15 protein-coding genes are annotated in these 13520 nt (G+C 57.8%); 9 read left to right on the top strand and 6 right to left on the bottom strand.

Annotated elements, in window-relative coordinates:
• Positions 1–82: 82 nt before the first annotated feature.
• Positions 83–1282 carry a tyrosine--tRNA ligase gene (tyrS, locus tag SB725_RS03655; protein ID WP_410921283.1) on the bottom strand — a complete coding sequence of 400 codons (1200 nt, stop codon included), beginning with the start codon at positions 1280–1282 and terminating at the stop codon, positions 83–85.
• 213 nt (positions 1283–1495) lie between these two features.
• Between tyrS and SB725_RS03650 the strand changes: the two genes are divergently transcribed.
• Together SB725_RS03650 and SB725_RS03645 are read left to right on the top strand one after the other, a co-directional pair.
• Positions 1496–2908, top strand: coding sequence for a peptidoglycan DD-metalloendopeptidase family protein (locus tag SB725_RS03650; RefSeq protein ID WP_410921282.1), 1413 nt, complete (start codon positions 1496–1498; stop codon positions 2906–2908).
• A gap of 3 nt (positions 2909–2911) precedes the next feature.
• Positions 2912–4003, top strand: a complete 1092-nt coding sequence (locus SB725_RS03645; RefSeq protein WP_027926759.1) for an anhydro-N-acetylmuramic acid kinase — start codon at positions 2912–2914, stop codon at positions 4001–4003.
• A 69-nt stretch (positions 4004–4072) separates the two neighbouring features.
• On the opposite strand, the gene erpA is transcribed toward SB725_RS03645, so the two are convergent.
• Both erpA and argC read right to left on the bottom strand, forming a co-directional pair.
• Positions 4073–4423: an iron-sulfur cluster insertion protein ErpA gene (gene erpA / locus SB725_RS03640; protein ID WP_007947969.1), complete on the bottom strand. Its 351-nt coding sequence runs from the start codon at positions 4421–4423 to the stop codon at positions 4073–4075.
• A gap of 168 nt (positions 4424–4591) precedes the next feature.
• The gene (gene argC / locus SB725_RS03635) at positions 4592–5626 is read right to left on the bottom strand and encodes an N-acetyl-gamma-glutamyl-phosphate reductase (protein ID WP_027926758.1); all 1035 of its coding nucleotides are present in this window, start codon (positions 5624–5626) and stop codon (positions 4592–4594) included.
• 135 nt (positions 5627–5761) lie between these two features.
• On the opposite strand from argC, the gene hemJ reads away from it, so the two are divergent.
• The 6 genes from hemJ to coq7 all read left to right on the top strand — a co-directional run bounded on the left by hemJ (position 5762) and on the right by coq7 (position 10277).
• Entirely contained in the window at positions 5762–6190 is a 429-nt protein-coding gene (gene hemJ, locus SB725_RS03630) for a protoporphyrinogen oxidase HemJ (RefSeq protein ID WP_027926757.1), read from the top strand.
• 33 nt (positions 6191–6223) lie between these two features.
• Positions 6224–7192, top strand: a complete 969-nt coding sequence (locus SB725_RS03625; protein WP_027926756.1) for an NAD(P)H-dependent flavin oxidoreductase — start codon at positions 6224–6226, stop codon at positions 7190–7192.
• A gap of 92 nt (positions 7193–7284) precedes the next feature.
• A complete protein-coding gene (locus SB725_RS03620) occupies positions 7285–8271 on the top strand; it encodes a DUF805 domain-containing protein (protein WP_410921279.1) in 987 nt (328 codons plus the stop codon).
• A gap of 61 nt (positions 8272–8332) precedes the next feature.
• Positions 8333–9121: an SDR family NAD(P)-dependent oxidoreductase gene (locus SB725_RS03615; protein ID WP_027926754.1), complete on the top strand. Its 789-nt coding sequence runs from the start codon at positions 8333–8335 to the stop codon at positions 9119–9121.
• A gap of 61 nt (positions 9122–9182) precedes the next feature.
• Entirely contained in the window at positions 9183–9521 is a 339-nt protein-coding gene (locus tag SB725_RS03610) for a histidine triad nucleotide-binding protein (RefSeq protein WP_027926753.1), read from the top strand.
• Positions 9522–9629: 108 nt separating this feature from the next.
• Positions 9630–10277, top strand: coding sequence for a 2-polyprenyl-3-methyl-6-methoxy-1,4-benzoquinone monooxygenase (gene coq7, locus SB725_RS03605; protein ID WP_027926752.1), 648 nt, complete (start codon positions 9630–9632; stop codon positions 10275–10277).
• A 118-nt stretch (positions 10278–10395) separates the two neighbouring features.
• On the opposite strand, the gene speD is transcribed toward coq7, so the two are convergent.
• Positions 10396–11187 (bottom strand): adenosylmethionine decarboxylase, encoded by a 792-nt coding sequence (gene speD, locus SB725_RS03600; protein ID WP_027926751.1) that lies wholly within the window; start codon positions 11185–11187, stop codon positions 10396–10398.
• 238 nt (positions 11188–11425) lie between these two features.
• Positions 11426–11848, bottom strand: coding sequence for an OsmC family protein (locus SB725_RS03595; RefSeq protein ID WP_007941657.1), 423 nt, complete (start codon positions 11846–11848; stop codon positions 11426–11428).
• A gap of 237 nt (positions 11849–12085) precedes the next feature.
• On the opposite strand from SB725_RS03595, the gene crp reads away from it, so the two are divergent.
• Positions 12086–12730, top strand: coding sequence for a cAMP-activated global transcriptional regulator CRP (gene crp / locus SB725_RS03590; protein ID WP_027926750.1), 645 nt, complete (start codon positions 12086–12088; stop codon positions 12728–12730).
• On the opposite strand, the gene SB725_RS03585 is transcribed toward crp, so the two are convergent.
• Positions 12727–13428: a biotin/lipoate A/B protein ligase family protein gene (locus tag SB725_RS03585; protein ID WP_027926749.1), complete on the bottom strand. Its 702-nt coding sequence runs from the start codon at positions 13426–13428 to the stop codon at positions 12727–12729. The genes crp and SB725_RS03585 overlap by 4 nt on opposite strands.
• Positions 13429–13520 lie beyond the last annotated feature (92 nt).

Raw genomic sequence — 13520 nt, 5'->3', positions numbered from 1 at the left:
AGGAGTTTTCCGTTTCGACTGCGCCGGAAGTGGGGCGAATTATAGACATCCAGAATCTGCCGTCAAGCAATGATTTGCAGCTTTACTCGGATTTCAGCGTAATACGCGCAAATGACTTCTTACCGGCCTGACAAACGTGCGTCGCGCCCAGTACGTATATAAAGGTGCGATCAACCACCTCACCATCTATACGTACACCGCCAGCATTCAACAGGTCACGCGCCACCGCCGAATTCTTCACCAAACCTGCCTTATTAAGAACAGCCGCAATCGGCATATCTTCAGCAGCAGTCAATTCGATCTCAGGCAGATCATCCGGCAGCTCACCTTCCTTCATACGATTGCCTGCTCCACGGTGAGCATTGGCCGCAGCCTCCTCTCCATGGAAACGCGCAACGATCTCTTCAGCCAGCTTGATCTTGATGTCGCGCGGGTTCGCACCAGCCTCGACATCGGCACGGAATACATTGATCTCTTCCATGGAGCGGAAGCTGAGCAATTCGAAGTAACGCCACATCAGTGCATCCGGAATGGAAACCAGCTTGCTGTACATGACACCCGGCGCTTCCTGGATACCGACGTAATTGCCCAGAGACTTGGACATCTTCTTCACGCCATCCAGGCCTTCGAGCAACGGCATAGTCAGAATGCACTGCGGCTCTTGACCGTACCCGCGCTGAAGCTCGCGCCCCATCAACAGGTTGAACTTCTGATCGGTACCGCCCAACTCGACATCTGCACGCAGCGCGACCGAGTCATAACCCTGAACCAGCGGATAGAGGAACTCATGAATCGCGATGGGCTGATTGGTTGTATAGCGCTTGTCGAAATCGTCGCGCTCGAGCATGCGCGCGACCGTGTACTGCGAAGTCAGGCGAATGAAGTCGGCCGGCCCCATCTGATCCATCCAGGTGGAGTTGAACGCAACTTCGGTTTTAGCCGGATCAAGAATCTTGAAGACCTGGGTCTTGTAGGTCTCGGCATTCTCGAGGACCTGCTCACGGGTAAGCGGCGGACGAGTCGCACTCCTCCCGCTCGGATCACCAATCATTCCGGTGAAGTCACCGATAAGGAAGATCACCTGATGCCCCAGTTCCTGGAACTGGCGCAGCTTATTAATAAGCACGGTGTGACCCAGGTGCAAATCCGGCGCAGTCGGATCGAAGCCAGCCTTAATACGTAGCGGTTGGCCACGTTTGAGCTTCTCGATCAGCTCGGACTCGACCAACAGTTCTTCCGCACCACGTTTAATCAGCGCTAGCTGCTCTTCAACCGACTTCATAACAGACCCGCAAGGCTCGAATTCAAAGGGGACCAACCATACAAGATCACGCGTCAAATACAAAGTTTGGCCGGCGCAATGACGCCAATCCGCCGGCAGAGTGTCCGCGGACTTGCTTCAGAGATGATTTGGTTATATTTTATACAGTTATTTCATCTTCATCATGTCATTCATCTTTTCCAATTCATCTTTTTTCAAAGTCAAAAATCACTTATGACCAAAGAATCGTCTAAAGCGCCACCGCTTTACCCGAAGACCCACCTGCTCGCAGCAAGTGGCATCGCCGCTCTGCTGAGCCTGGCGCTTCTGGTATTCCCTTCCAGCGATGTTGAAGCCAAAAAGACCACCCTGAGTCTTGAACTGGAAACCCCTGCTGATCAACTGTCACAAGAACAAGACGCTGCAGAGGCTGCTCAAGCCACAAATGAACCCGTAGCCTCCCCTTTCGCGCAGATCGAAAACGCCGCCGAAGAACCGCAGGAAACCGCTCAGGCCGCTCCTGTGGTCGAAGAAAAGAAGGCTCCAAACCATAGGGAAGTGATCGTCTCCAAAGGCGATACGCTCTCCACACTGTTTGAGAAAGTTGGCCTCCCGGCCGCTGCGGTGCATGAAATCCTCGCCAGCGACAAGCAAGTCAAGCAGTTCAGTCAGCTTAAACATGGGCAGAAGCTCGAATTCGAACTGGACCCTAAAGGCCAGTTGACCAACCTGCACAGTAAGATCAGCGACGTCGAAAGCATTACCCTGACCAAGAATGACAAGGGTTATGTGTTCAACCGCATCACTGCCAAGCCCACCGTGCGTTCCGCCTACGTTCACGGCGTCATCAACAGCTCGTTGTCGCAATCCGCCGCTCGCGCCGGACTGTCCCACAGCCTGACCATGGACATGGCCAGCGTGTTTGGCTACGACGTCGACTTCGCCCAGGATATTCGCCAGGGTGACGAGTTCGATGTGATCTACGAGCAAAAAGTCGTCAACGGCAAGCCTGTCGGCAACGGCCCGATCCTTTCCGCACGTTTCACCAACCGCGGCAAGACCTACACCGCTGTGCGTTACATCAACAAACAAGGCAACAGCAGCTACTACACGGCTGACGGCAACAGCATGCGCAAAGCGTTCATCCGTACCCCGGTTGATTTCGCCCGCATCAGTTCGAAATTCTCCATGGGCCGCAAGCACCCGATCCTGAACAAAATTCGCGCCCACAAAGGCGTTGACTATGCAGCACCACGGGGCACGCCAATCAAGGCTGCCGGCGACGGTAAAGTATTGTTGGCCGGTCGCCGCGGCGGCTATGGCAACACCGTGATCATCCAGCACGGCGCCACCTACACCACGCTGTATGGCCACATGCAAGGCTTCGCCAAAGGCGTGAAGACTGGAGGCACAGTTAAACAGGGCCAGGTCATCGGCTTCATCGGCACCACCGGGCTCTCCACCGGCCCGCACTTGCACTATGAGTTCCAGGTCAACGGCGTTCACGTCGATCCACTGGGCCAGAAGTTGCCAATGGCCGATCCGATCGCCAAGGCTGAACGCTCGCGCTTCCTCGCGCAGAGCCAGCCGCTGATGGCGCGCATGGATCAAGAGAAGGCTACCCTGCTAGCTTCGAGCAAGCGCTAAGCCATGACGCTCTATATTGGTGTGATGTCCGGAACCAGTCTCGATGGCCTGGACATCGCGCTGGTTGAGCTCTCCCCGGCGATCAAACTGATCGCCACGCACTACATTCCCATGCCGGAGTCCCTGCGCACCGAGCTGCTTGGCTTGTGCGCCAGCGGCCCGGACGAGATTGCCCGCTCCGCCATCGCCCAACAAAACTGGGTAAGACTGGCCGCCCAGGGCATTCACTCCCTGCTCGATCAACAAAACCTGAAGCCCGAAGACATTCGCGCGATTGGCAGCCACGGCCAGACCATTCGCCACGAACCGGCGCGCGGCTTTACCGTGCAGATCGGCAACCCCGCCCTGCTGACCGAGTTGACCGGCATCACCGTAGTCAGTGACTTCCGCAGCCGCGATGTGGCCGCAGGCGGGCAAGGTGCTCCGCTGGTTCCCGCCTTCCACGAAGCCTTGTTTGATGAAAGCGCAGGTCATCGCGCGGTGTTGAATGTGGGCGGATTCAGCAACCTTAGCCTGATTGAACCCGGCAAACCGGTTGCGGGTTTCGACTGCGGTCCGGGCAATGTGCTGCTGGATGCCTGGATTCACCAGCAGCGCGGCGACAACTTCGATCGTGACGGCCAATGGGCCGCCAGCGGCAACGTCGAACCGGATCTGCTCAATGAATTGCTCAGCGATCCCTTCTTCGTGACCAAAGGCCCAAAAAGTACTGGCCGCGAAGTGTTCAACCTGCCCTGGCTGACACAGCATTTGTCGAAGCTACCGACCTTCGCCGCCGAAGACGTGCAAGCCACGCTGCTCGAACTCACCGCGCTGACCATCGCTGAGTCACTGCAACACGCCCAGTCGAACACTCAAGAACTGCTGGTCTGCGGCGGCGGCGCGCACAATACGACGCTGATGAAGCGCTTGGCCGGCTTGCTGCCGAATGCGCAAGTCAGCAGCACCGCCACTCACGGTGTAGACCCCGACTGGGTTGAAGCCATGGCTTTCGCCTGGCTGGCCCATTGCTGCCTCGAAGGCATCGCCGCCAACCGCCCAAGCGTCACCGGCGCCCGCGGCCAGCGCGTACTCGGTGCGATCTACCCCGCATAAACCCCAGACAGCAAAACGCCGCATAACCCATAAGGTCCTGCGGCGTTTTACAGTGTGCTGAAGGTGCGATCAGATCGAGAATGAAGAACCGCAGCCACAGGTAGTGCTGGCGTTCGGGTTCTTGATCACGAAACGCGAACCTTCCAGACCTTCCTGATAATCCACCTCGGCGCCTGCCAGGTACTGGAAGCTCATCGGGTCCACGACCAGGCTCACGCCCTCGCGCTCGACGATGGTGTCGTCATCGGCCACTTCTTCATCGAAGGTGAAGCCGTACTGAAAACCTGAACAACCGCCGCCCGTAACGAATACGCGCAGCTTCAAGCGATCATTCCCCTCTTCATCGACCAGGCTCTTCACCTTGTGCGCGGCACCGTGGGTGAATTGCAAAGCCGTGGGGGTGAAGGATTCGACGCTCATGCTGACTATCTCCCGGCGTTACGCCGCCATAATGCGTGATGACGCGCATTATCCGCTTCTCCTAGAAAATCGGTCAACTATTGTTACGGTATATCAATCAAGCAAACTGTCCGACCAGAATGCAAAAAGGCCCATTCAATGGGCCTTTTTGCTCTCCGCGATTGCGCCTTACGGCAGCATGCCGGCGTGGGATAAGCCGAAGCGCTCGTCCAGGCCGAACAGAATGTTCATGTTCTGCACCGCCTGACCCGACGCGCCTTTGACCAGGTTGTCGATCACAGACAGCACGACGACCAGGTCGCCATCTTGCGGACGATGCACGGCAATACGGCAGACATTGGCCCCGCGCACGCTGCGGGTTTCCGGGTGGCTGCCGGCTGGCATTACATCGACGAACGGTTCATTGGCGTAGCGCTTTTCAAACAACGCTTGCAGATCGACCGAGCGATCCACGACGGTTGCGTAAAGCGTCGAGTGAATGCCGCGAATCATTGGCGTCAGGTGCGGAACGAAGGTCAGGCCGACGTCCTTGCCTGCTGCACGACGCAGCCCTTGGCGGATTTCCGGCAAGTGACGGTGACCTTTCACCGAATAAGCCTTCATGCTTTCCGACGTTTCGGAGTACAGCGATCCTACAGAGGCGCCACGACCCGCTCCGCTGACACCGGATTTGCAGTCAGCGATCAAGCGCGTGGTATCCGCCAGGCCCGCTTCGAGCAGTGGCAGGAAACCCAATTGCGTAGCGGTCGGGTAGCAACCTGGCACCGCGATCAGGCGAGCCTCCTTGATCTGTTCACGATTGACTTCCGGCAAACCGTAAACCGCCTCTTCCAGCAGTTCCGGAGCACCGTGCGGCTGGCCGTACCACTTGGCCCACTCAACAGAGTCCTGCAGACGAAAGTCCGCTGACAGGTCGATGACCTTGGTCCCGGCTGCCAGCAGTTCGCCCGCCAACGCATGGGCAACGCCGTGTGGTGTGGCAAAGAACACCACGTCGCAAGCACCCAATGTCTTGATGTCCGGAACGCTGAACGCCAGGCCGTCGTAATGGCCTCGCAGGTTCGGGTACATGTCGGCCACGGCCAGGCCAGCCTCGGATCGGGAAGTGATCACTACCACTTCAGCTTGCGGATGCTGTGCCAACAGACGCAGCAGTTCGACACCGGTGTAACCCGTGCCGCCGACGATACCGACCTTGACCATAAACCTGCCCTCAACGAACCCACTGGAAAGCCGTCGATAATAGGGTGCGTATCGTCCTGCGACAACCGGCAAGGTGACGTGCGGCCGCTCAAGCCTCTACTATCCGGGCTACCGTGAACCTGGGAATAACTAAAAATGCTCTATTTGTGGCTCAAAGCGTTTCATATCGTCAGCATGGTCTGCTGGTTTGCCGGCCTGTTCTACCTGCCGCGCCTGTTCGTCTATCACGCACAGAGTGAGGACACGGTCAGCAAGGAACGCTTCAGCGTCATGGAGCGCAAGCTGTACCGAGGCATCATGGGCCCGGCGATGATCGCCACCCTGATCTTCGGCATTGCGCTGATCGCCCTCAATCCGAGCATCTTCAGTCAAGGCGCATGGATTCACGCCAAACTGACCCTGGTGGTGATCCTGATCGGCTACCACCACATGTGCGGTGCGCAGGTGAAGCGCTTTGCCCGTGGCGAAAACACCCGCAGCCATGTCTTTTATCGCTGGTTCAATGAAGTCCCGGTTCTGATATTGCTGGCTATCGTCATTCTGGTCGTCGTTCGGCCGTTCTAACTTTAATACGCACCACTTTCCGGGGTACTTCCAATGTCGCTGCCCGCTCTGCTCGAACAACGTTTGCGTCTGCCGGTCGTGGCTGCGCCGATGTTCCTGATTTCCAATCCGCAATTGGTGCTCGCCTGCTGCCGTAATGGCGTGGTGGGCAGTTTCCCCGCGCTCAACCAGCGCGAGAGCAGCGGGTTCAAGGCCTGGCTGGAAGAGATCGAGGCAGGCCTGGCGATACTGGAGAACCCGGCCCCTTATGCGGTCAACCTGATCGTCCACAACAGCAACCCACGCCTGCAAGCGGACCTGGCGATCTGCATCGAGCACAAAGTGCCGATTGTGATTACCAGTCTCGGCGCGGTGAAAGAAGTGGTCGACGCCGTGCACAGCTATGGTGGCCTGGTGTTCCACGACGTGACGACTCGCCGCCACGCGGAAAAAGCCGCCGAGGCTGGTGTGGACGGGTTGATCGCCGTGGCTGCGGGCGCCGGTGGCCACGCTGGCACCTGGAGTCCGTTCTCGCTGATTGCCGAAATTCGTCAGTTCTTCGACAAGACGCTGTTGCTGGCCGGCTGCCTGAACCATGGCCACGAGATTCTCGCGGCACAATTGCTCGGTGCGGATTTGGCCTACTTCGGTACGCGATTTATCGGCACCACTGAAAGTCATGCGCCTGACGCATACAAAGAAATGTTGCTGACTTCCAGGGCGGCGGACATCGTCCATACTCCTGCGGTGTCCGGCATACCGGCAAGTTTCATGCGCCAAAGCCTGGAAGCCGCCGGTTTCGACATGGCGGCCTTGCAAAACAAGGGTGAGGTCAACTTCGGTTCCAAACTGAAACCGGTCAGCGACGAAGCCAAAGCCTGGAAAACCGTGTGGTCTGCGGGTCAGGGCGTTGGGGAAATCGATGATTTGCCGAGTGTCGATCAATTGGTCGCACGGCTGGACGCGGAATACCGCAAGGCACTGGATCTGGCGGCACAGCTGCCAAAACGCTGGCCGCGCTGAGAGGAAAGTTTTGGCCAGCCCAACCCGGCTGGCCTTACACTCTGTAGCTGCAACACTTCTAACTCAAACACTCGCGACAAGGATGCCTCGCAATGAGCGAAAACCGTTTCAAGATCGTATTCGACGGCGCTCTGCTGCCAGGCGTCGACCTCACGACCGCCAAGCAGAATCTCGCCGCGCTGTACAAAAGCGAAGTCGCTGCGGTTGAACGGCTGTTCACCGGCAAGACCGTCACGCTCAAGCAGGATCTGTCGCACGTCGACGCACAAATTTACCTGCAGGCGCTGACGAAAACCGGCATCAATGCACGGATCGAAAGCGAGTCATCTATCGAGCTGAACCTGGCCGACGCGCACGAACACGCTCCCGCCAGGCCCCAGCCTGTCTTCGCCGAACCAGCCTCCCCCTACGCTCCGCCTCAGGCCAGCGTCGGCGAAAGCCTGCCGGCGTTCGCCACACTTAAGCCGTTCAGTGTCGAAGGTCGCATCGGGCGCTTGCGTTATCTGGCGTGGACGATGGCCCTGACCCTTGTCTTGCTCGCCGTCGGTTCGGTCCTGGCCATCCTGGCGTTCGCGATTATCAGTGCCGATTCGACGGCAGGCTTGATCATCGGCGGTCTGGTCGCGTTCATTCTGTTCATTGCAGTGGCGGTCGTCAGTATCCAGTTCAGTGTTCAACGCTTGCACGACATCGGCTGGTCCGGCTGGCTATGGCTGTTGAACCTCGTCCCGTTCGTAGGCAGTTTCTTCCCGCTGGTGATTATGGTCGCCCCAGGCACCAACATCGCCAACCGCTACGGCCCGCCACCTCCGCCCAATACCACGGCGGTCAAAGTGCTTTCTTCGTTGTGGGTTGTGTTTATCGCCATCGTCATCGTGGGAGCTCTGGCCGGCGGTTACAGTGCGATTCAGGAAGAATACGAAAGCACCACGACAAGCAGCTACGACAGCGGCTCGGTGACCACCGAAGACGTTGAAGTCGAACCGGCCGAAGCAGCCGAAGCAGCCGAACCCGCACCGGATTCTGCAGACGATGAAGCCGAAGAAGCCCCGGCCCCTGTAGACTCTGCGAAAGAATAAACAGCGCTCCCCGCCCGTGACACCTGCGTCGCGGCGCGGAGCTGTTGCGATGGAGAACTGCATGACCCGTTACGCTCTGATCACTGGCGCTTCCAGCGGTATCGGCCTGGCGATGGCCGAAGCGCTGGCCCGCCGTGGCCGCAGCCTGATTCTGGTGGCCCGACAGCGTGATCAGCTGGAAAGTATTGCGATTGAACTGACTCAACGTTTTGGCGTGGAAGTGCTGTTCCGTGCCTGTGACCTTGGCGAGCCACTACGCCTGTCGGGCTTTCTGCTGGAACTGGAGGAAGGTGACCGGCAGATTGATCTGCTGGTCAACTGCGCCGGCATGGGCACCTGCGGTCCCTTTCTCGCTCAAGACTGGATGACCGAGCAGGACCTGATCGAAGTGAACATCCTGGCGCTCACCCGCCTCTGCCACGCCATCGGAAATTCCATGGCCTTGCAGGGTGGCGGGCAGATCCTCAATGTCGCCTCGGTCGCTGCGTTCCTTCCCGGCCCGTGGATGAGTACCTACTACGCGAGCAAGGCGTACGTGCTGCATTTTTCCGAAGGCTTGCGCGTCGAACTGAAGAAATGCGCGGTCAAGGTCTCGGTGCTGTGCCCCGGCCCGACGCGCACCGGTTTCTTCCGTACCGCGCAATTGGACACGGGCAAACTGACCAACAGCAAAATGCTCATGAGTCCTGAAGAAGTGGCGCTCTATACCGTACGCGCCCTGGAGAAAAATCGCGCCATCATCATCCCCGGCCGACGCAACCGCTGGCGCGCTTTCCTGCCACGGCTCGGCTCGCGCTGGCTGAATCGGACAATTGCCGGCATGGTCAACAAGGTTTACTGCCCACGCTGAATGGTCCTTCGGTAAAACCATGGGTACACTCAGGCCAGCCAAAACAACGGAGAAAACAGCTGTGGATACTCTGTTCACCAAGATCATCAACCGGGAAATCCCGGCCAAGATCATTTACGAGGACGACCAGGTACTGGCCTTCCACGATATCGCCCCACAGGCACCTGTGCATTTTTTGGTGATCCCAAAGAAACCGGTGCGCACCCTTAACGAACTCACCGAGGACGACAAGGCGCTGGCCGGGCATATTCTGTTCACCGCACAGCGTCTGGCGCTGGAACTGGGTTGCGAAAAAGGTTTCCGCGTTGTCATGAACTGCAATGAAGAAGGTGGGCAGACTGTCTATCACATTCATATGCACGTACTGGGTCAGCGTCAGATGCACTGGCCGCCGGGCTGATTGCCGGCTGTTCCAGGGGAGTGGCCAGCCACTCCCGCATGACCCAGCTCAAACCTTCCCCGGCCGATTGGGTTAAACTGGCCGCCGAGATTTTTCCCGGAGGTCAGCATGACTACCCAACGTCACTACTCGCCGATTGACCGTCTTCTGCTGCAAGCCGATGCCGCCATGCGCACCCTGCTGCCCTTCAGTGGCCAGCCTTACCGCCCGTCGCCGGCCATCGTCCAGCCCGATGCAAAATTGAGCGATGAGGACACCCGGCACGTTGCCGGCCTGATGCGCATCAACCATACCGGTGAAGTCTGCGCCCAGGCGTTGTATCAAGGGCAAGCCCTGACCGCCAAGCTCCCGCATGTGCGCGCCGCCATGGAACATGCTGCCGAAGAAGAAATCGACCATCTGGTCTGGTGCGAGCAACGCATTCATCAGTTGGGCAGCCATACCAGCATTCTTAACCCGCTGTTCTACGGCATGTCCTTCGGGATTGGCGCAGTGGCCGGGTTGATCAGCGACAAAGTCAGCCTCGGTTTTGTTGCCGCTACTGAACATCAAGTGTGCAAGCACTTGAATGAACACCTGGAGCAATTGCCGGCGGAGGACGAAAAGTCCCGGGCGATTCTTGAGCAGATGCGTATTGATGAAGAACATCACGCTGAGAGTGCGCTGGATGCGGGCGGGTTCCGTTTTCCGGCACCAGTGAAGTTCGGGATGAGTTTGTTGGCCAAGGTGATGACCAAGAGTACTTATCGGATCTGATAGATGCACTGCCCCGGAGGGCCCTATCGCGAGCAGGCTCGCTCCTACAGGGTTCTTCGTTTCAGCCATAAAAAAGGCGACTGCCGTGAGGGAGTCGCCTTTTTTGTGTTCGAGAATCTTACGCCATATTGCGTGCGTAGAAGATTTCGAGCATTTCGTGCTTCACACGCTCAGTCACCTGGGCACGTTGCTCAGAGGACAGGTTGCTGGTGGCGTCACCGAACAGGTAGTTATCCAGTTCGAAGTTCTTCAACAGCATTTTGGTGTGGAACAGGTTTTCCTGGTACACGTTCACGTCCGTCATCTGGTACGCGTCGCGGGTGTCGTCGGACAGGTAGTTCTGGATCGAATTGATCTCGTGGTCGATGAAGTGCTTTTTGCCTTCAACGTCACGGGTGAAACCGCGCACACGATAATCCACGGTCACGATGTCCGAATCGAACTGGTGAATCAGGAAGTTGAGTGCTTTCAACGGTGAGATGACACCACAGGTCGACACGTCAATGTCCACACGGAAAGTCGCAATACCGTCCACCGGATGGATTTCCGGGTAGGTGTGCACCGTGATGTGGCTCTTGTCGAGGTGGGCCAGGATAATTTCAGGCAGCGGGCCCGGGGACTCTTCGATCTGGCTGTCGGTCGGGGTTACCGGCTCTTCAGAGATCAGAATCGTGACGCTGGCGCCCTGTGGTTCGTAGTCCTGACTGGCAATGTTCAGGATGTTGGCACCAATGATATCGACAACTTCCGTGAGGATCTGCGTCAGGCGTTTCGCGTTGTACTCTTTATTGATGTACTCAACGTAAGCCTGTTGGTCTTGCGGGGTTTCCGCGTAGCAGATGTCATAGATGTTGAAGCTCAAGGTCTTTGTCAGGTTATTGAACCCGTGGAGCTTGAGTTTGCTTTTCACCGTTAAAAACTCTCTATGTATTGCGGCCTGGCCGCGTGATCAAGCATGCCCGTCAAATGCGAACAACGCACCTGCGTAGGACGGTTAACACCTCTTCGCGATGGCGATTTTGGTTGTCAGTTCGGGGGCGCGGCCTGTCGGTTGACGGACCACTACCCTGAAAAAAGTGGCGCATTATGCAGACGTCAGCTTGGGTTCGCCAGAGTCTGCACCGCTTTTATGATAGTTGAATGTCGGCTCAACCGAGTTCGATGATCTCGTAGTCGTGGGTAATCGCCACGCCAGCGGCGCCCAACATGATCGAGGCCGAGCAATACTTCTCCGCCGACAGCTCAATGGCGCGCTTGACCTGGGCTTCTTTCAGCCCGCGGCCCTTGACCACGAAGTGCATGTGAATCTTGGTGAAGACCTTCGGGTCCTCGGTCGCACGCTCGGCTTCAAGGAAGGCTTCGCAGCTTTCAACGGCCTGACGGGACTTCTTGAGGATGCTGACCACGTCGAAATTGCTGCAACCGCCGACACCCAGCAGGAGCATTTCCATCGGCCGGACACCCAGGTTGCGACCGCCGGCATCGGGCGGACCGTCCATGACCACGACATGACCGCTGCCGGATTCACCGAGGAACATGGCTTCGCCAGCCCATTGGATGCGTGCCTTCATCGCCAAGACTCCACTGTCTAAAAAAGGGACGCCAGCTTAGCACAGGGCCCCTGATTGACAGCGTTTCACCTTCCTAGGACGCAGGTGTCCAAGCCGTAGGTAAATTCTCAAATATTGCAGGAAGTGTCTGTTAAGCTGACGCCAATTCGCTGGCGCATAGCCAGCTTTGCCTCGACCCTAGTCAGCAGCTCATAAGAAAACCAAACACACACCGTGACGTCTTTTCGGGATACAACCATGGTTGCTATTACCCCAATACCCAAAATCAAAAACCTCGACAAGCTGTTGATGCATTGCCAACGCCGTCGCTATGCGGCCAAGAGCAACATCATTTGCGCGGGTGATCGCTCGGAAACCCTGTTTTTCATCATCAAAGGCTCGGTCACGATCCTGATCGAGGACGACGATGGTCGTGAAATGATCATCGCCTACCTGAACGCCGGGGACTTTTTCGGTGAGTTGGGTCTGTTCGAACAGGCTGGCCTGGAACAGGCACGCAGCGCCTGGGTGCGCGCGAAGATCGAATGCGAAGTCGCGGAAATCAGCTACGCGAAATTCCGCGAGCTGTCCCAGCAAGACCCAGACATTCTTTACGTCCTCAGCGGACAAATCGCACAACGTCTGCGCAATACCACGCGCAAGGTCGGCGACCTGGCGTTCTTCGATGTGACCGGACGCGTCGCTCGTTGCCTGCTGGAACTGTGCAAGCAGCCGGATGCGATGACTCACCCGGACGGCATGCAGATCAAAGTGACCCGCCAGGAAATCGGACGGATTGTCGGTTGCTCGCGTGAAATGGTCGGCCGCGTGCTCAAGGATCTGGAGGAACGCAACCTGGTGGACGTCAAAGGCAAGACCATGGTGGTCTTCGGTACGCGCTAAGCCTTGAACAGGTCTGCCAGCAATTGGCGATAAAGCGCGTCGAGCCGCCCGAGTGCATCGGGCGCGGCGAACTTCTCATGCAGGGCGATGTGGCTTTCGGCGCGAACCCGCTGTTCCAGGCCGCAGGCTTCATTGAAACGATTGACCGCCGCAACCATCGATTCCCGCTCATTATCCAGCAACAACGCACCATGCACCAATCCGACCGGACGCGTGCCGCCCTTGCTCTGGCGCCAACGCTGTGCTGTGCCGACCATCTTGCGGCCATCAAGGTTGACGTTGAAACGGCCATCGCAGAACGCACCTTCGATTTCGCCGAGGGACGACACGCCGCCCAGCTCATCCAACAACTGGCAGATAGGATCGCAGAGTCGGTGATAGGCGGTTTCGATGCGGTTTTGGTCGCCTTCGCTGCGTGGCGGTGCGTAGACCAATGCGATGTTGAGGGTGGATGCCGATTGCGGCACGGGCTCACCGCCGGTTTCACGCAAGAGCACGGGCCAACCGGCAGCGGCCGAGACTTCGCACGCAGCTTCGAAACCGGATAAGCGGTTCAGGCGTCGGGGCATGACCAGGGCGCGGTCATTGGGTTGCCAGAACAGCAGGCCTAATTCCGAATCTCCGGTGCAGACCGCTGCCAGCAAGTCTTGTTCGGCTTGCAGGCCGGCTTCGACAGTCAAAGAGACGATTGAGGTCATAAGGCATTCCGTTGGACTTGAAGTCTGAGGTGCTATTTATGCCGCCATCGCCAGCAAGCTCGGCTCCTACATGGGTTCTCCTGCAGGAGCCG

Origin of the sequence: Pseudomonas sp. SIMBA_041 (genome assembly GCF_046535095.1) — a bacterium.
Taxonomy (GTDB): Bacteria; Pseudomonadota; Gammaproteobacteria; order Pseudomonadales; family Pseudomonadaceae; genus Aquipseudomonas; species Aquipseudomonas mucoides.
The sequence above is the reverse complement of the archived record's forward strand: the minus strand, read 5'-3'. Positions and strand labels throughout refer to the sequence as shown.